The organism is Streptomyces sp. NBC_00454, from assembly GCF_041434015.1.
In the GTDB taxonomy this organism is placed as follows: domain Bacteria; phylum Actinomycetota; class Actinomycetes; order Streptomycetales; family Streptomycetaceae; genus Streptomyces.
The window spans coordinates 2,816,856-2,832,787 of record NZ_CP107907.1; the positions used below are offsets into that span (position 1 = coordinate 2,816,856).

At 70.0% G+C, this 15,932-nt stretch carries 17 protein-coding genes, 1 tRNA gene, 1 pseudogene and 1 riboswitch; of the genes and pseudogenes, 8 read left to right on the top strand and 11 right to left on the bottom strand.

Annotation, left to right across the window (positions count from 1 at the left end):
* The first annotated feature begins 613 nt into the window (after positions 1 to 613).
* Positions 614 to 2,233, top strand: coding sequence for a hypothetical protein (locus OHU74_RS13050; protein WP_371616052.1), 1,620 nt, complete (start codon positions 614 to 616; stop codon positions 2,231 to 2,233).
* Between the two features lie 165 nt (positions 2,234 to 2,398).
* Here OHU74_RS13050 and OHU74_RS13055 read toward each other — a convergent pair whose 3' ends face one another.
* A complete protein-coding gene (locus OHU74_RS13055; RefSeq protein ID WP_371616053.1) occupies positions 2,399 to 2,686 on the bottom strand; it encodes a hypothetical protein in 288 nt (95 codons plus the stop codon).
* Between the two features lie 108 nt (positions 2,687 to 2,794).
* Positions 2,795 to 3,337, bottom strand: coding sequence for a GNAT family N-acetyltransferase (locus OHU74_RS13060; RefSeq protein ID WP_330296567.1), 543 nt, complete (start codon positions 3,335 to 3,337; stop codon positions 2,795 to 2,797).
* A gap of 204 nt (positions 3,338 to 3,541) precedes the next feature.
* Between OHU74_RS13060 and OHU74_RS13065 the strand changes: the two genes are divergently transcribed.
* Positions 3,542 to 3,718 carry a hypothetical protein gene (locus tag OHU74_RS13065; protein ID WP_371616054.1) on the top strand — a complete coding sequence of 59 codons (177 nt, stop codon included), beginning with the start codon at positions 3,542 to 3,544 and terminating at the stop codon, positions 3,716 to 3,718.
* 117 nt (positions 3,719 to 3,835) lie between these two features.
* Positions 3,836 to 4,135: a hypothetical protein gene (locus tag OHU74_RS13070; RefSeq protein ID WP_371616055.1), complete on the top strand. Its 300-nt coding sequence runs from the start codon at positions 3,836 to 3,838 to the stop codon at positions 4,133 to 4,135.
* 76 nt (positions 4,136 to 4,211) lie between these two features.
* On the opposite strand, the gene OHU74_RS13075 is transcribed toward OHU74_RS13070, so the two are convergent.
* The 5 genes and pseudogenes from OHU74_RS13075 to OHU74_RS13095 all read right to left on the bottom strand — a co-directional run bounded on the left by OHU74_RS13075 (position 4,212) and on the right by OHU74_RS13095 (position 9,250).
* Positions 4,212 to 5,564 (bottom strand): DUF445 domain-containing protein, encoded by a 1,353-nt coding sequence (locus OHU74_RS13075; protein ID WP_371616056.1) that lies wholly within the window; start codon positions 5,562 to 5,564, stop codon positions 4,212 to 4,214.
* Positions 5,565 to 5,659: 95 nt separating this feature from the next.
* A pseudogene (locus OHU74_RS13080) lies at positions 5,660 to 6,394 on the bottom strand (DUF1707 domain-containing protein); the annotation flags it as partial.
* Between the two features lie 110 nt (positions 6,395 to 6,504).
* Positions 6,505 to 7,482: an ATP-binding cassette domain-containing protein gene (locus OHU74_RS13085; RefSeq protein ID WP_371616057.1), complete on the bottom strand. Its 978-nt coding sequence runs from the start codon at positions 7,480 to 7,482 to the stop codon at positions 6,505 to 6,507.
* Between the two features lie 6 nt (positions 7,483 to 7,488).
* A complete protein-coding gene (locus OHU74_RS13090; RefSeq protein ID WP_371619668.1) occupies positions 7,489 to 8,379 on the bottom strand; it encodes an ABC transporter permease in 891 nt (296 codons plus the stop codon).
* Positions 8,380 to 8,437: 58 nt separating this feature from the next.
* Entirely contained in the window at positions 8,438 to 9,250 is an 813-nt protein-coding gene (locus OHU74_RS13095; RefSeq protein WP_371619669.1) for an ABC transporter permease, read from the bottom strand.
* A 200-nt stretch (positions 9,251 to 9,450) separates the two neighbouring features.
* Between OHU74_RS13095 and OHU74_RS13100 the strand changes: the two genes are divergently transcribed.
* A complete protein-coding gene (locus OHU74_RS13100; protein WP_371616058.1) occupies positions 9,451 to 11,922 on the top strand; it encodes a transglycosylase domain-containing protein in 2,472 nt (823 codons plus the stop codon).
* A 59-nt stretch (positions 11,923 to 11,981) separates the two neighbouring features.
* On the opposite strand, the gene OHU74_RS13105 is transcribed toward OHU74_RS13100, so the two are convergent.
* The 3 genes from OHU74_RS13105 to OHU74_RS13115 all read right to left on the bottom strand — a co-directional run bounded on the left by OHU74_RS13105 (position 11,982) and on the right by OHU74_RS13115 (position 13,207).
* On the bottom strand, positions 11,982 to 12,302 hold the full coding sequence (locus OHU74_RS13105) for a multidrug efflux SMR transporter (protein ID WP_030158619.1): 321 nt from the start codon (positions 12,300 to 12,302) through the stop codon (positions 11,982 to 11,984).
* Positions 12,303 to 12,335: 33 nt separating this feature from the next.
* Positions 12,336 to 12,425, bottom strand: a riboswitch (guanidine-III (ykkC-III) riboswitch).
* A gap of 61 nt (positions 12,426 to 12,486) precedes the next feature.
* On the bottom strand, positions 12,487 to 12,831 hold the full coding sequence (locus tag OHU74_RS13110) for a co-chaperone GroES (RefSeq protein WP_371616059.1): 345 nt from the start codon (positions 12,829 to 12,831) through the stop codon (positions 12,487 to 12,489).
* A gap of 58 nt (positions 12,832 to 12,889) precedes the next feature.
* Positions 12,890 to 13,207, bottom strand: a complete 318-nt coding sequence (locus tag OHU74_RS13115) for a DUF3618 domain-containing protein (protein WP_371616060.1) — start codon at positions 13,205 to 13,207, stop codon at positions 12,890 to 12,892.
* 125 nt (positions 13,208 to 13,332) lie between these two features.
* Between OHU74_RS13115 and bcp the strand changes: the two genes are divergently transcribed.
* The 4 genes from bcp to OHU74_RS13135 all read left to right on the top strand — a co-directional run bounded on the left by bcp (position 13,333) and on the right by OHU74_RS13135 (position 15,225).
* Complete coding sequence (bcp, locus tag OHU74_RS13120; RefSeq protein ID WP_371616061.1) at positions 13,333 to 13,800, top strand: thioredoxin-dependent thiol peroxidase; 468 nt, start codon at positions 13,333 to 13,335, stop codon at positions 13,798 to 13,800.
* A gap of 142 nt (positions 13,801 to 13,942) precedes the next feature.
* Positions 13,943 to 14,584: an HNH endonuclease signature motif containing protein gene (locus OHU74_RS13125; RefSeq protein ID WP_371616062.1), complete on the top strand. Its 642-nt coding sequence runs from the start codon at positions 13,943 to 13,945 to the stop codon at positions 14,582 to 14,584.
* Positions 14,581 to 15,099: an HNH endonuclease gene (locus tag OHU74_RS13130; RefSeq protein WP_371616063.1), complete on the top strand. Its 519-nt coding sequence runs from the start codon at positions 14,581 to 14,583 to the stop codon at positions 15,097 to 15,099. Before OHU74_RS13125 ends, OHU74_RS13130 begins: the two co-directional genes overlap by 4 nt.
* A gap of 42 nt (positions 15,100 to 15,141) precedes the next feature.
* Positions 15,142 to 15,225, top strand: a tRNA-Leu gene (locus OHU74_RS13135).
* A 63-nt stretch (positions 15,226 to 15,288) separates the two neighbouring features.
* On the opposite strand, the gene rdgB is transcribed toward OHU74_RS13135, so the two are convergent.
* On the bottom strand, positions 15,289 to 15,918 hold the full coding sequence (gene rdgB, locus OHU74_RS13140; RefSeq protein ID WP_371616064.1) for an RdgB/HAM1 family non-canonical purine NTP pyrophosphatase: 630 nt from the start codon (positions 15,916 to 15,918) through the stop codon (positions 15,289 to 15,291).
* Between the last annotated feature and the right edge of the window lie 14 nt (positions 15,919 to 15,932).

Sequence of the window (15,932 nt, forward strand, 5' to 3'; positions counted from 1 at the left end):
TTTGCCACCGCCAGACAGCGGCGGCCTCATTCAGCCCGATGACGGGGGCAAACCGGCGGGGCATTGGGCCCGAGGGCCTTTCCTCCCCGCGCTCGGGAGGGTCTTCACCACGGGTGCGAGTCCGCCTTCACAGCTACCGGCGGCTCTCTCTACTCGCATGATCCGTAGCTACTCGTCTCCGTCGACGCGTTGACCGAAACGATACTGACGCCGCACAGCCCCCGCAACGGAATCACAGCGACAGCACCCGATGCACGCAACATTGGTTCTCCGGCCGTTCGTGTCTGAGCGATGCCAACGCGTGCGGCGGTAGGCCCCCGGCGTGAGGGCGGCTCCGTCAAGCAACCCCGTACGAGTTGGGCGACACATGAACGATCTCTATGAGCCCATGGACGTAAACCTGCACATGAAGTGGCGTAGAACCTGGTTTGTTCACCTATTGGCCGTGGTTGGCCATCGTGTACCTCGTACGGGTGAACGAGGAGGGCTGTGGGCACGTGGTCTGGGCCGGACAGGTCAATGTGATTGGGGGCCGTCAGGACTGTAGTCACGACGCACAAAATGGGGGTGAATGGTGACACGCGGTGGGGGGAAGCGTCAGCGTCCGCTGCGCATGCTGACTGGTCCATTCATTGTGTCGGCGCCCGCGGGTGCACGTATCAGAGATCGCCTGCGCCTATCCATCCGTGATGCCGAGATCTTATGGATGGTTGGCGAGCTTCTCGGCGGGTACGCCCGTGCCGATCTGGCGGAACGCGTGCGAATCGGGAACGCAGCCGTCAGGGAGAACCGGCGGGCGGAGCGGAAACGCGCGCTGACGCAGGTGTCGTCGTCCCGGTGGGCAGGTGCCATCACCCGTGCGTCCGAGGACCAATACCAGCTCTCCATGCGTTGCCTTTCCGACGAGCGGGCGTCCCTACGCCGCAGCATCACGAAGATCAGCAAGCGTCTGGCGGTGCCCTGCGGTCGATGTGTGGCTGGCGTGCGCGGCTATCCGAACCAGGCTGAACGAGCACAGAAGCAGCGTCGAGTGTGTGCGCTCACCGCACGCCTGGCCGATGTCGAGCGGCGCATCGAGGCCGGACATCCGGCGATCGTCATCGGCGGCCGAAGGCTCGCCAAGACCCGGAACAACCTTGCCGACGCCGATCTCACCGAGGCCGAGTGGCGGGAGCGCTGGGACGCGCAGCGCATGTTCCTCACCGCTGACGGGGAGTCCGGTGCGCCGCACGGCAACTACACGATCACCGTCGATCCCACTGACGGCACGGTCACGATAGTCCTGCCCGAACCTCTCCGACACCTCGCCAACGCACCGCGCGGCCGCTACCGGCTCACCTGCACCGTCACCTTCAACCACCGCCAAGGCGAATGGGCGGATCGGATCACGGCCAACCGGGCGGTGCGCTACGACATCGTGTACGCCCCCGAACGTGAGCGCTGGTACCTCGACGCCTCGTGGTCCACCCCGGCAGCGACTCTGCCGACCCCTGCCGAGCTGGCCGCCAGCGGTGTCCGGCTAATGGCCGTGGACCTCAACGCAGGCCACCTCGCCGCCTGCGTCGTAGACGTCCACGGCAACCCAGTCGGCCAGCCAATCACCGTACCCACCGAACTGACTGGCCCGACATCCCTGCGCGACGGCCGCCTCCGTCAGGCGATCAGCGAACTCATCCACCTCGCGAAACTCTACGACTGCGCCGGTTTCTCCATCGAGAACCTCGGCTTCGCCGACGCCCGCGCCACCGGCCGCGAAACGATGGGCCGCGGCAAGCGCGGCAAGACGTTCCGCCGCACCGTCGCGGGCTTGCCGACCGCACGCTTCCGCGACCGGCTGTCCGGAATGGCCCACCACGCCGGGCTCATCGTCGTCGCGGTCGGCCCCGCCTACACCAGCCGCTGGGGCGCCCAGCACTGGAAGCAACCCCTTCAACAGCAGTCGAAGACCACGATCGTCACCGGCCACCACGCGGCCGCGGTGGCGATCGGCAGACGCGCCCTCGGACACGGGACACGGCGTCGGCCAGGTGTGACCGCACACGACCAGAGGATCGTCGCGCGGAGAGCTACCGGCCAGACCGTCACTGTACCGAGGGCACGCGGAACCGCGAGCCCGCCAAGGACCACAGGCACACCCCACCCGGGTGACAAGACCTGCCGGGACCGAAACGACCAGCTCGCGCTGTTCCCGTCTCCCAAGACCGTTCGGGAAGACAACCGGCCAGTCCGGTAAACAGCGATCCGGCCATTAGCGGCCGACATCGCCAGGAACGGTGTAGTGGTACTCCGTCGAGTCGACTTCCAGGGATACTCTCTCGCGGAGTCAGTAGACCCTCGCTTCTACCTCCTCCAGACGGGCCCCCCGGACCACCGCCAACGCGCCCTGGCGGCCGTCCTCTTACGCCGCCATGCCCGCCGCGAACCACCTGTCCGGGGGGCCGGTCTGGAGGAGGTAGACCCGGGGCAGCAGGCGCTGCCAGGGCCCGCCGGGCCGGGTGCGGGAGGTGATCGTGCCGGGCGGGATGCCTGCCGTGGTGGTGAGTTGGTGGCGCGTGGCGAGGTTGAGCTGTCGGTGAGTGAGGGGCGTCGTGGGGGCGCCCGTGGGTGTCGTGGTGCGGGAGGTTCGGGTGGCTTGGCGGGGGTGGGTGGCCCGGGGGGTGCGGGTGGGGCGTGTGGTGGGGTTCATGGGCGCGGTATGCCCCGCCCCGGGGGCTCGGACGCCCCGCCGCGCCGGCCGTGTTTTGCGGATGCCCCCTTGGGGCGACCATGGGGGCGGCGGATCCCGAGGGCCCGGCTACGCCGCCCGGTTCGGGTGCTCCGGGGACAGGAAGACGATCACGCCCGTCTCCGTGCCCGGCAGGGCCGTGACCTCGTGCCAGCCCAGGCGGCGGTACGTGGCCACCGTCTCCCTGGCGAGGCGGGAGGTCAGCAGCCAGGCGCGGCGGTCCGGGGCGTCGGTGGTGATCTCGGTGAGGAGGGCCCGGCCGGTGCCGCGGCCGCGGGCGTAGGGGCGTACGGCCAGTTCGTCTATCTCCAGGGCTCCGGTGAGGAGCTCCTTCACCCGGGCCGTCCCGAGCTGCGCGGCGACCTGGGCGTACGCGCGGTTCTTCGGAAAGGCCGCCGGGGTGATCCAGCCGGTCGCGAACCCGTCGATGCCGGTGGAGGACTGGGCGAGGGCCGTACGGAATCCACGGCGCCTGGCGTCGGCCGGGAGGCGGGCGGCGAACTGGCGAATGGTTTCTTCGTCTTCGTTCCACGGCGGGGCGGAGAAGGTCTCGGCGTAGGCGTCGACCAGTTCGTCCGCGAGGTCGAGGACGGCCTGTCCGTAGCAGATCACGATGTCCTTGCTCCTGATGTTGATAGGGGGGTGGTGGGCACCGGAGGGGGCCGCGGGGGCTGAGGTGGTTTGCCCCTTTGGGTGGGAGATTGAATTTATGCCCATCAGGTTCCCTGGGCAGACATCGCACGGATCCGGCGAGTGTGCGACAAATCCCCTCCCCGCCCTCCGTGTCGGCGGCGGGGCGGCCGCGTTGAGCAGCGCGTGGACAGACTGCTTCGGGTCGCCGGCGGGTGCGGACTCGCGTTTCTTCTCGTCCTGGGCGTGGTGGCGGTACTGCCGCCCGGTGTGCGGGACGCGGTTCCGAATGTGGTGATCGGCGGTGCCGTTCTCGTGCTGGGGGCGCTGGGCGCCCGGCGGGCGGTCAAGGCCTCGCGCTAGCGCGTTGGCGCGTTAGCCTCGTAGAACGAGCTTGCGAGCCGATGAGCATGTGAACGTGTGACCTGATGAGCATGCGGGTCGATGAGCGTACTGGCTGATGACGTGAAGGAGTTGGGCATGGCACGGGTACCGAGTTCCGTAGTGGCGGCCGCCGGTCTGGTCGGCGGGTACGCCGTCGCCCGGTGGACCAAGAAGCGGCCGCTCGGCGGTGTCGTGCTGGGCGCCGCCGGAATCGCCGCCGGGCGGGAGTGGCACAAGAGCGGCGGGGTCCCCGCCGCGGCCGGGCTCGGCGCGCTGTACCTCGCCGGATTCGCGGGGGCGCACCCGCTGGCGAAGAAGGTCGGTGCGTGGCCGGCCGTCTTCGGGGCCGCGGCCGTCGTGGCCGCGGCGTCCTGGGCCGTCGCCGACCGGGGCTGAGCGGAGCCGAGGGGGCGGGCCGGGCCGGGCTGAGCCCGGCCCGCCCCCGCCTGCGCCTCCGCGCCTAAGCCCCCGCCTACGCCCCGAACGCGCGCGACACGCTGTAGATCAGCAGCCCCGCCAACGCGCCGACCACCGTGCCGTTGATGCGGATGAACTGGAGGTCGCGGCCGATGTGGGCCTCGATCTTGCGCGAGGTGTGCTCCGCGTCCCAGCCCGCCACCGTGTCCGTGATCAGCGAGGTGATCTCGGTCCGGTAGTTGGTGACCACGTACACCACCGCCCCCTCGATCCAGCCCTCCACCTTGTCCTGGAGCCGGCCGTCCGTGGCCAGCCGGGCCCCCAGCGCCATCAGCGAGGACCGCACGCGCAGCCGCAGCTCGCTGCGCTCGTCCTCCGCCGCCGAGATGATCATCGAGCGGACCGCGGTCCACGCGGAGGCGATCACGTCCTGCACCTCGCCCCGCGCCAGGATCTCCGACTTCAGGCGCTCGACCTTGGCCCGGGTCTCGGTGTCCGACTGCAGGTCGGCCGCGAAGTCCTTGAGGAAACGGTCCACCGCCCCCCGCGCCGGGTGCTCCGGCATGTCCCGCATCTCCTGGACGAAGCGCAGCAGCTCCTTGTAGACCCGGTCGCCGATCTTGCGGTCCACGAACCTCGGGGTCCATCCCGGCGCCCCGCCCTGGACCGCCGCCTCCACCGAGTCGGCGTGCGTGACCAGCCAGTCGTGCGCCTTGGAGCAGAGCAGGTCCACGGCCCGGTGGTGCCCGCCGTCCGCGACGACCCTCTCCAGCGTCTTGCCGATCCCCGGCGCGATCTCCGCCGTCTCCGCGCGCCGCGTGATCGCCTCGCCCACGACGGCCTGCACATCGGAGTCCCGCAGGACCGTCAGCGCGCCGCGCAGCGCGGTGGCCAGCTCCGCCGTGACCCGGTCCGCGTGCGCGGGCTCGGCCAGCCAGGCACCGAGCCGGCCGCCGATGCCGAGGGCGTGCAGCCTCGTACGCACCACGTCGGCGGAGAGGAAGTTCTCCCCGACGAATTCGCCGAGGGAGACGCCGAGCTGGTCCTTCTTGGTCGGGATGATCGCGGTGTGCGGGATCGGCAGCCCCAGCGGGCGCCGGAACAGCGCGGTGACGGCGAACCAGTCCGCGAGCGCGCCGACCATGCCCGCCTCGGCCGCGGCCGCGACGTAGCCCGCCCAGCCGCCCGCACCGGCGTGCTGAGCCCACTTCGCCGCCACGTAGACCAGCGCCACCAGGACCAGCAGACCGGTGGCGATCCGCTTCATCTGCCGGACCCCGCGGCGGCGCTCCTCGTCCGCCTCGCTGAAGACGAAGCCGCCTCGCGCCGTCACCGTCGCCGTCTTCTTCGTACTGCTGCCCTGCTCCACGTGCTCCTGCCTTCCCCCGGGCGCCGGTTTTGTCTGCATAGCATCCGACTCCCGAGGCGCCCTGGGAGTTCCCGGCGCGCCGTGCCGCCGCCCCACGAGCTTCTACGAGCCCTACGAGGGCTACGCCCCTACAGCTCCTTGCGCGGCTTCGACTTCCCGAGCGACTTCCCGTTCTTCGGCGGCTTGACCCTGATGTCCACCCCGCCCCAGAAGGCGAGGCCCGTCACGATCACCCGCGGAGCCCCCGGGTCCGGCGGCCCGGGGTTGTCGCGACGGTCGAAGCCACCCATGATGCCGATGCCCCGTACGTCGACCTCCACACCCGGCGGCACGGTGATCTGGATGCCGCCCATGATGGCCACGCAGTTGATCACGACCTCGCGCTCCGCAAAGTTCGCCTCGCGCAGGTCGATCTCACCGCCGCCCCAGAACGCCACCGCGTGGAACCGGGCGGGCACGGTCCAGTTGCCCTTGCGCTGGAAGCCCGACATGACCGCGACGGCCATGGCGGGGCCGCCGATCGGGCCGCCGCCGCCGATCCGGGCCGGCCAGGCGGAGTCCGACCCGGCGGGCACGTTCTTGGTCAGGCCGACCGGCGCGGATGCCACCGGGGCCGCGACGCTCGCCCCGGGCAGGTCCCGGGTCAGGGGCTCCAACTCCGCGTACGTACGGGACTTGTACGTCGCCTCCAGCCGCTCCTCGAATTCCTCCATGTCGAGCCGGCCCTCGGCGACGGCGTCCCGCAGCCGCTCCACCACCCGGTCCCGGTCGGCGTCCGACGCCCTCAACTCCGGCAAGGGATTCCCCGGCGACGGACTCCCAGGCAACGGATTCCCCGACAACGACTTCTCAGGCCGCTCGTCACTCATGAGGACCAGCCTATGCAGTCATCCATGAGAGTTGTATGACTTCACCCCGCCTCCGGCTCAGGGTTGTCCCTGATTTATCCCCGCCCCGTACCTCGTCCCCGCCACCCGCCTCATCCCCGTCCCGCGTACATCCGCGCGATCACGTCCTCGATGTCCGGCTCCCGCACCGACAGGTCCAGCAGCGGGTACTCCGCGGCCACCGCCGCCACCAGCGGGGCCGCCGAGGCCAGGGCCGGGAACGCGAGCCACTGCCGCGGCCCCTCCACCTTCACCACCCGCGCCCCCGCCACCTCGATCGGCGGGAGCTCCCGCTCCAGGTCCACCACCAGCGTCCGCTCGCTCCGACCCGCCCCGCCCGCCGTGTGCAGCCCGCCCAGCGGCCCGTCGTACATCAGCCGCCCGTGGTCGATCACCATCACCCGCTCGCACAGCTGCTCGATGTCCTGGAGGTCGTGCGTGGTCAGCAGCACCGTGGTCCCGAGCTCCTCGTTCAACTGCCGCAGGAAGCCCCGTACCTTCGCCTTGCTCACCACGTCGAGCCCGATCGTCGGCTCGTCCAGGTACAGCACGTCCGGGTCGTGCAGCAGGGCCGCCGCGATGTCCCCGCGCATCCGCTGCCCCAGCGAGAGCTGCCGTACCGGTACGTCGAGCAGCTCGGCCAGGTCGAGCCGGTCCACGCAGCGCTCCAGGTTCTCCGCGAACCGCGCCGCCGGGATCCGGTACATCCGCCGCATCAGCCCGTACGAGTCCTTCAGCGGCAGGTCCCACCACAGCGTCGTGCGCTGCCCGAACACCACCCCGATGCGGTGCGCGAGGCGCATCCGCTCCCGCGCCGGGTCGATGCCGGCGACCCGCAGCCGGCCGCCGCTGGGGGTGAGGATGCCGGTCAGCATCTTGATCGTGGTCGACTTGCCGGCCCCGTTGGGCCCGATGTAGCCGACCACCTCTCCGCGCTTCACCTGGAAGCTGATCCCGTCCACGGCTCTGACCTGCCGTTTCTCCCGGCGCATCAGGCCCGTCCGGCGGCGTACGTCGAAGACCTTCTCGACCCCGTCCAGCTCGATCAACGCGTCGGTCCCGTCTGTCACAGCCCCTCAGCTCCCCGTGCTCCGGTACGAACGAACCCCCGCGCGCCAGGCCAGCGACGCGGGCAGAAACACCGCGAACGCCACCAGCGGGCTCGCGTACGCCGCCCACACGGGCAGCCCCAGCGGGTCGGGCCGACCCAGGATGTACAGGGCCGGCAGCCAGTTGACGAAGGCCAGCGGCAGGATGAAGGTCACCCCGCGCAGCAGGTCCTTAGCGAAGACCGTCGGCGGGTACTGGAGCATCGTGCAACCGCCGTAGGTGAAGGAGTTCTGCACCTCCGCCGCGTCCCCGGCGACGAACTGGAACGCCGCACCGGCCACCATCACCGCCCCGAAGATCGCCGCACCGGCCGTGATCATCACGGGCACCAGCAGCACCTTCCCGACCGTCCAGTCCAGCTGCGGCCCCAGGTCCGAGACCGCCCAGCCCATCACCGCGAGCCCCTGCCCGATCCGCCCCAGCCGACGCAGCGCGAAGCGGTCGGCCGCGACCTGGGCCAGCACCGGGACCGGGCGTACGAGCATGGTGTCGAGGGAGCCGTCGCGGATCCGGGAGCCGATCCGGTCGGTGTTGCCGAGCAGCAGGTCGGCCAGGCCCAGGGAGGCCGAGCAGGAGCCGTAGAGCAGCGCGATCTCGGGGAGGGTGAAACCGCCCAGCTCGTCCACGTGCGAGAACATGATGTAGATCGCGACGAAGTCGAGGAGGGTGATCGCCCCGTTCCCGAAGGTGGAGAGGAAGAAGGACGTGCGGTACGTCATCGTCGACCGGATCCACATCGCCGCGATCAGCCCGTAGCCGCGCAGCCCCTCCAGGGCCCGGTTCCGCTCCGGTACGAAGAGCGGCCCTTCCCCTTTCCGCTCCCCCGGCGCCGCCGCTTCACCCGGCCTGTCACCCAGCCCGTCACCCGGTCCCTCACCCGCCCCGTCCGGTACCAGCGCCGTCCCGGCCGTCCCCTCAGCCACCCTGGACCACCACCTTCCGCGTCGCGGCCGACTGCAGCAGCCGGCCCAGTCCCAGCAGGCCCAGCGCCCACGCCGCCTGGAAGGCGAACGCCCCGGCCGCCACTCCGGCCCCCGCGCCCTTGCCGAGCAGGACGTCCAGGGGCACCTGGAGCATCGCCGACCAGGGCAGGACGCGGACGAACTCCCCGAAGCCGCCCGGGAACACGCTCAGCGGCAGCAGCATCCCCGAGAAGAAGACCGCGACGACGGTGGCCATCATGTTGATCCCGGCCCCGTCCATCAGCCAGAACGCCGCCAGCCCCAGCAGGTAGCGCAGCGCGAAGCTCACGAGCACTCCGAGGAACACCGAGACCAGGAACAGCAGCCAGCGCAGCGGGTCGGCGGGCAGCGCCAGGTCGAAGACGAGCGCGCCGGCCGCCAGCGGCACTATGCCGCGGCCCATGAGTTGAAACCCGGCCCGGCCCAGGTCCCCCGCGAGCCACCACATCTGGAGGTCGGCCGGGCGGTACAGGTCGACGGCGATGTCACCCGTACGGACGCGTTCTTGGATCTCCTCCTGGAAGCCGCCGCCCATCAGCGCGACGGCGGTGAGCAGCCCCTGGCTGACCCAGATGAAGGTCAGGGCCTGCGACTGGTCGTAGCCGCCGAGTCCGGGCCGTTCGTCCCAGAGTGCGACGTACGTACAGGCGAGGATGAAACCGAACACCGTGTTGGTGAACACCCCGGCCGCGGTGGCCGTCCCGTAGGTGGCGTACCGGCGGAAGCCCCCCGCCGCGACCGCCCCGTAGAGCCCCGTTGTGCGAATCACTCCCTGACGCACCGTGCCCCTCCGTTTCCCACGTCGTTGCTGCGTCGTTCCTACGTCGGCCAAAGCGCGCGAGCTTAGTGCGGAGGGGCGATCCATGCGAACGGTTTACGCCCGTTCGAAGCGGAATCGGCGGCCATCGGGTAGACACCATGAGGTACAGATGTGGATATTTCGTACGGCGCCGAGGAGTCCCGGAGATGAGCGACCCGTCACCACCGCCCGGCTGGACCCCTCGCGATCCGGACACCCCCGAGGAACCGCAGGCCACCGGTGCGGGCGCGGCCTCACCCCCCGGACCTGAAATGACCGCCAAGGAAGCCAAGAAGGCGGCGAAGGACCGGGCCAAGGCGGAAGCGGCCGCGGCGAAGCAGGGCAAGCGGACCAAGCGCAAGCGCACCGGCTGGCGCCGCCTCTTCCCGACCTGGCGCATGGTGCTGGGCGGCTTCCTGCTGCTCGCCCTGCTGTGCGGCGGCGCCCTCGTGGCCGGCTACCTGCTGGTCGACATCCCGCCCGCCAACGCGGCGGCCACCGCCCAGTCCAACGTCTACCTCTACGCCGACGGTTCCCAACTCGCCCGCGACGGCGAGGTCAACCGCGTCAACGTGCCGCTCTCGCAGATCCCCCGGTCCGTCCAGGAAGCCGCACTGGCCGCCGAGGACCGCGACTTCTACGCCGAACGGGCAGTGGACCCGGCCGCGATGCTCCGCGCCGCCTGGAACACGGCGACCGGCAAGGGCACCCAGTCCGGTTCCACCATCACCCAGCAGTACGTCAAGAACTACTACCTGGGCCAGGAACAGACCATCAAGCGCAAGGTGAAGGAGTTCTTCATCGCGATCAAACTCGGTCGCGAGAAGTCGAAGGACTACATCCTCGAGGGGTACCTGAACACCAGTTACTTCGGCCGCAACGCCTACGGCATCCAGGCCGCCTCCCAGGCCTACTACGGCAAGGACGTCAACAAACTCACCACCGCCGAGGGCGCCTACCTCGCCACCCTCCTCAACTCCCCCAGCGCCTTCGACGTCGTCGCCCACCCCCAGGGCCGCCCGCGCGCCCTCGCCCGCTGGAACTACGTACTCGACGGCATGGTCAAGAAGGGCTGGCTGACGGCCGCCGAACGCGCGACCACCCAATTCCCCGAGCCCGGCAAGGTCCGCCCGGCCGCAGGCCTCTCCGGACAGCGCGGCTACCTCGTCGAAGCCATCAAGGACTACATCCTCGAGAACAAGATCCTCGACGACAAAACCCTCGCCGAGGGCGGCTACCGCATCACCACCACCATCGACAAGCGCCGCCAGACCGCCGTCGTCGACGCCGTCAACGACAAGATGGTCAGCAAACTCGAACCCGAGCAGCGCAAGGCCGACCGCCTGGTGCGCACCGGCGCCGTCTCCATCGACCCGGCCACCGGCAAGGTCGTCGCCATGTACGGGGGCATCGACTACACCAAGCAGTTCGTCAACAACGCCACCCGGCACGACTACCAAGTGGCCTCCACCTTCAAGCCGTTCGTCTTCGCCTCCGCCGTGCAGAACAACTCCCGCACCCAGGACGGCCGCACGATCACCCCGTACACGATCTACAACGGCGACAACAAGCGGCGCGTCGTCGGCACCCGGATCCCATACGCCCCGGAGAACGAGGGGCAGGTCAGCTACGGCAACATCACCGTGAACACCGCCACCGACCTCTCCGTCAACGCCGTCTTCGCCCAGATGGTCGTCGACGTGGGCACCGACAAGGTCAAGCAGACCGCCATCGCCCTCGGCATCCCCGAGAACACCCCGAACTTCGACGCGGGTCCGGCCATGGCGCTCGGCACCATGCAGGCCAGCGTCCTGGACATGACCCAGGCCTACGCGACCCTCGCCGACCACGGCCGCCACACCCCGCACACCTTCGTGGAGAAGATCACCAAGGCGGGGGACACCGTCCCGCTCCCGCACCGCAACCCGACCCAGGCCGTCAGCCGCGAAGCCGCCGACACGACCACGTCCATGCTGGTCAGCGTGGTGGACAACGGCACCGGCACGGCCGCCCTCGCCGCCGGCCACCCCGCCGCGGGCAAGACCGGGACCGGCGAACTGGACCGCTCGGCCTGGTTCGCCGCGTACACCCCGGACCTGGTCACCGTCGTCTCGATGATGGGCCAGGACCCCGACACCGGCACCCTGGAATCCCTCTACGGGGCCCTGGGCGAGGCCCGCATCGGAGGCGGCGGCTACCCGGCCCGGATCTGGGCGCAGTACACGAAGACGGCCCTGTCGGACAGCGACCCCCTGGACTTCGACCTGGAGCTCATGCAGGGCGCCAACCAGCCCCCGCCGCCCTCGCCCGTGAACCCGAATCCGAACCAGTCGCAAGAGGAAACCCCGGACGAACGCCCCTCGGGCCCGCCGGTCCGGCCTTCCCGGACCCCGTCGACGGGCGGCCAGACCAACGGGGGCCAGACGAACGGCGGTCAAACGAACGGCGGTCAGACCACCGGGGGCCAGACGAACGGGGGCCAGACCACCGGCGGCCAGACCACCGGCGGCCAAACGACGGGCGGACAGACCACCGGGGGCCAGACCACGGGCGGCCAGACGGACGGCGGCGCCACGGCCGGCGACCAGGGCGTCACCACCGGAGGCCTGCGCCGCCCACCGGCGGACCTCCTGGAATAACACCCACCGGGGTGGCACCCCTCGGCAAACGGACGGGTGCCACCCCAGAACGACTCGGCTCAGTGACCGGAGGTCGCCTTCAGCCCCACCACGGCGACCAGCAGCAGACAGATGAAGAAGATCCGGGCGGCGGTCACGGGCTCCCCCAGCACCGCCATACCGAGCACCGCGGCCCCGGCCGCGCCGATGCCGACCCACACCCCGTACGCCGTACCGATGGGCAGGGTCTTGGCCGCGTACGACAGCAGCACCATGCTCGCCACGATGCCGGCGCCCGTGAAGACGCTCGGCCACAGACGGGTGAATCCTTCGGTGAACTTCATACCGATCGACCAGCCGACTTCGAGCAGACCGGCGACGAGAAGCAGAACCCAGGCCATGACAGGCACCTCCGGGACGAGAGCGGAACGGGGGGTGCGTCGTCTTGTCATCCGCCATCGCTGGCGGCTACCCGGTACGGCGCGTCTCGTCGGGGGTTCCCCACCACCGTAGCAAAACCCCACGAAAACGGCCGGTGACGATGGTCACCGGCCGTTTCCCAGATCTCGGGGGGCTATCGGGGGGCTAGAGGTACAGCCCCGTGGAGTCCTCCGACCCCTCCAGCCGCTCGGCGGCCACTGCGTGCAGGTCCCGCTCGCGCATCAGCACGTACGTCGCCCCGCGCACCTCCACCTCGGCCCGGTCCTCCGGGTCGTAGAGCACCCGGTCCCCCGGCTCGACGGACCGTACGTTCTGCCCGATGGCGACCACGACCGCCCAGGCCAGCCGCTTGCCCACCGCGGCCGTCGCGGGGATCAGGATGCCGCCGCCGGAGCGCCGCTCGCCCTCGGGCGAGTCGGACTTCACGAGCACGCGGTCGTGGAGCATGCGGATGGGCAGCTTGTCGTGGGTGGTGGTGTTCTCGCTCACGCCCCGAACCTACCCGCCCGCACCCGCACCGCGCCCCGCCGGGCCATGAGCACTGTCATCAGCGCTTGCGGCGCGCCGACAGCACGAGCAGCCCCACCACACCGACCGCGAGCAGCGCGACCGGGACGATCCGCTCGACGCGCGGGGCGCCGTCCTCGTGGCGCAGCCCGTCGCGGGCGTCGGTGACGAGACGGTTCACCGTCGCCACGGCACGCCCGACGGTGTGGTCCACCACGCCGACGGCCTTGGCCTTCGCGTCCCCGATGATCGTCTTGGGATGCATGCGCACACCGATCTCGTCGAGCGTCTCGGCGAGCTGCTCGCGGCGGCGGACGATGTCCGCCTCGATCTGTGCGGGGGTCCTGGCTTCGGGCACCGCGCTGCCTCCGTCGTCGTGGTCGTGACCGGGTCGGTCGTGTGGAGGGGTGTAGCCCACCATGAACAGTCTGTCAGCAGCTTAGTCTCGAGACCGTACCGATCCCCTCCCGAGGAGACTGTTAGATGAGCGAGCGACTTGAGCCGGGCGACATCGCCCCCGCCTTCACCCTGCCCGACGCGGACGGCAACGAGGTCTCGCTCGCCGACCACAAGGGCCGCAAGGTCATCGTGTACTTCTACCCCGCCGCGCTGACGCCGGGGTGCACGAAGCAGGCCTGCGACTTCACGGACAACCTGGCGGTGCTGGCCACGGCCGGCTACGACGTCATCGGCGTCTCCCCGGACAAGCCGGAGAAGCTGGCGAAGTTCCGCGAGCAGGAGCACCTGAAGGTCACCCTGGTCGGCGACCCCTCGAAGGAGATCCTGACGGCCTACGGGGCGTTCGGCGAGAAGAAGCTGTACGGCAAGACGGTCACCGGAGTCATCCGCTCCACGGTCGTCGTCGACGAGGAGGGCAAGATCGAGCACGCCTTCTACAACGTCAAGGCCACGGGCCACGTAGCCAAGATCATCAAGGACCTGGGCATCTGAGTCCCCGTCCCTGACGAAGCGGCCCGCACCTGAACCAGGTGCGGGCCGCTCGCTTTATCGGACGAGATCCCCCGTAACCGTCCGACTATCGGTCCGTTACTCCGTACGAGGGCCGCACACGCGGCCGGAAACGGAGGGGCCGATGCCGATCAGCCCGTACACGAGGGAACGCCTCGCGGAGGCGGCGGAGGGGTCGCGGACGCTGTCCGAGGCGCTGGTGAAGCTGGGAGTAAACCCGAAGAGTCCGACGAGGCGGTACCTGCACGACCGCATGCGGAAGCTGGGCGTGGACGTCTCGCACTTCGAGACTGAGGGCACGAAGTGGACGCGAAGGGTGCTGCAAGAGGCGGTATCCGCATCGACGAACATGTGCGAGGTGCTGCGGCACCTGGGCCTGGAGAACGTCGGCGGCCACCACACGCACATCAGCCGCAAGGTAAGGGCCATGGCGATAGACACCTCGCACTTCACCGCGCTCTCCGGGCCAGGTCGATACCACGCCCGCCGGACTCCGGAGTCGCTACTCGTAGAACAGGCACCCGAGGGGGTGCGCCGGGTGCCTGGTGAACGCCTCAAGCGCGCCATGACCGCACTGGGCGCGGAAGAACGCTGCGCGCAGTGCGGCACCGAGCCTGTATGGCTGGGCGAGCCGCTCCCGCTGGAGGTCGACCACATCAACGGCGACTGGCGCGACAACCGACCCGAGAACCTTCAGCTCCTCTGTCCCAACTGCCACTCCACGACGGACACGTACCGAGGCCGAGGCAAGAGGCGGCGGGCATGAGCAACAGGCGTATCGACCGGCCACCCCAGGACGAACTCAGGCGAGCGATAGCCGAGTCGGTCAGCATCGCCGAAACCCTGCGACGCCTGGACATGCCCGACAACAGCGGCAAGCGCGTGCAATTACGCCGCTGGATCGCCGACGAAGGACACGACACATCACATTTCCTGGGGCAGGCACACCAGCGCGGGAAGCCAGGAACCACGCCCCTCAGGCCCGCGGAAAACATCCTCGTCAAACACGATGGGGAGCGACGGACCAAAACCGCGCTTCTGCGTCGCGCACTGCGCGATGTCGACGTTCCCGAGCTCTGCGACCGGTGCCGCACACCTCCCGAATGGCACGGACTCCCCATGACCCTCGAGATCGACCACATCAACGGCGACTGGCGCGACGATCGCCGCGAGAACCTGCGGCTGCTATGCCCCAACTGCCACGCCGTCACTGCCACATGGTGCCGGGGAGGTCGCCGCCGCAATGATGTCGCCCGTCGGACCTCGGCAGTCGTAGACTAGCCCCAGCCGGTCAGGATCAATGTCCGATTTACCCGGTTAGTCGCGGTCGTGGTGGAATTGGCCTACACGCAACTTTTAGGTAGTTGTGGGAGAAATCCCTTGAGGGTTCGAGTCCCTCCGACCGCACCGGCACGAGGGCCCCGTACGCAGCATCTGCGCACGGGGCCCTCGGCATGACAAGGGGCAGCGTCAGCCCAGCAGCTCACGGACCGCCGGGACCAGGGCTCGGAAGGCTTGGCCTCGGTGGGAGATGGCGTTCTTCTCCGCCGGGGTGAGCTCCGCGCAGGTGCGGGTGTCGTTCAGGGGCTGAAGGATCGGGTCGTAGCCGAAGCCGCCCGTGCCCGACGGGGTGTGGCGCAGGGTGCCGAGGAGGCGGCCTTCGACCACGCGTTCCGTGCCGTCCGGGAGGGCGAGGGCGGCCGCGCAGAAGAAATGGGCGCCGCGGTGGGCGTCGTCGATGTCCCCGAGCTGGGCCAGCAGGAGCGCGAGGTTCGCCGCGTCGTCGCCGTGGGCGCCGGCCCAGCGGGCCGAGAAGATACCGGGGGCGCCGTTCAGGACGTCCACGCAGAGGCCGGAGTCGTCGGCGACCGCCGGCAGGCCGGTGGCCTGGGCCAGGGCGTGGGCCTTGAGGAGGGCGTTCTCGGCGAAGGTGACGCCGGTTTCCTTGACGTCCGGGATCTGCGGGTACGCGTCCGCCCCGACCAGCTCGTGCGGCAGGCCTGCGGCGGCGAGGATGGCACGGAGCTCGGTGATCTTGCCCGCGTTGCGCGTGGCGAGGATCAGGCGAGGGGTGGACGTGGGGGTGGGCGTCGAGGTCATGGGGTCATTATCTC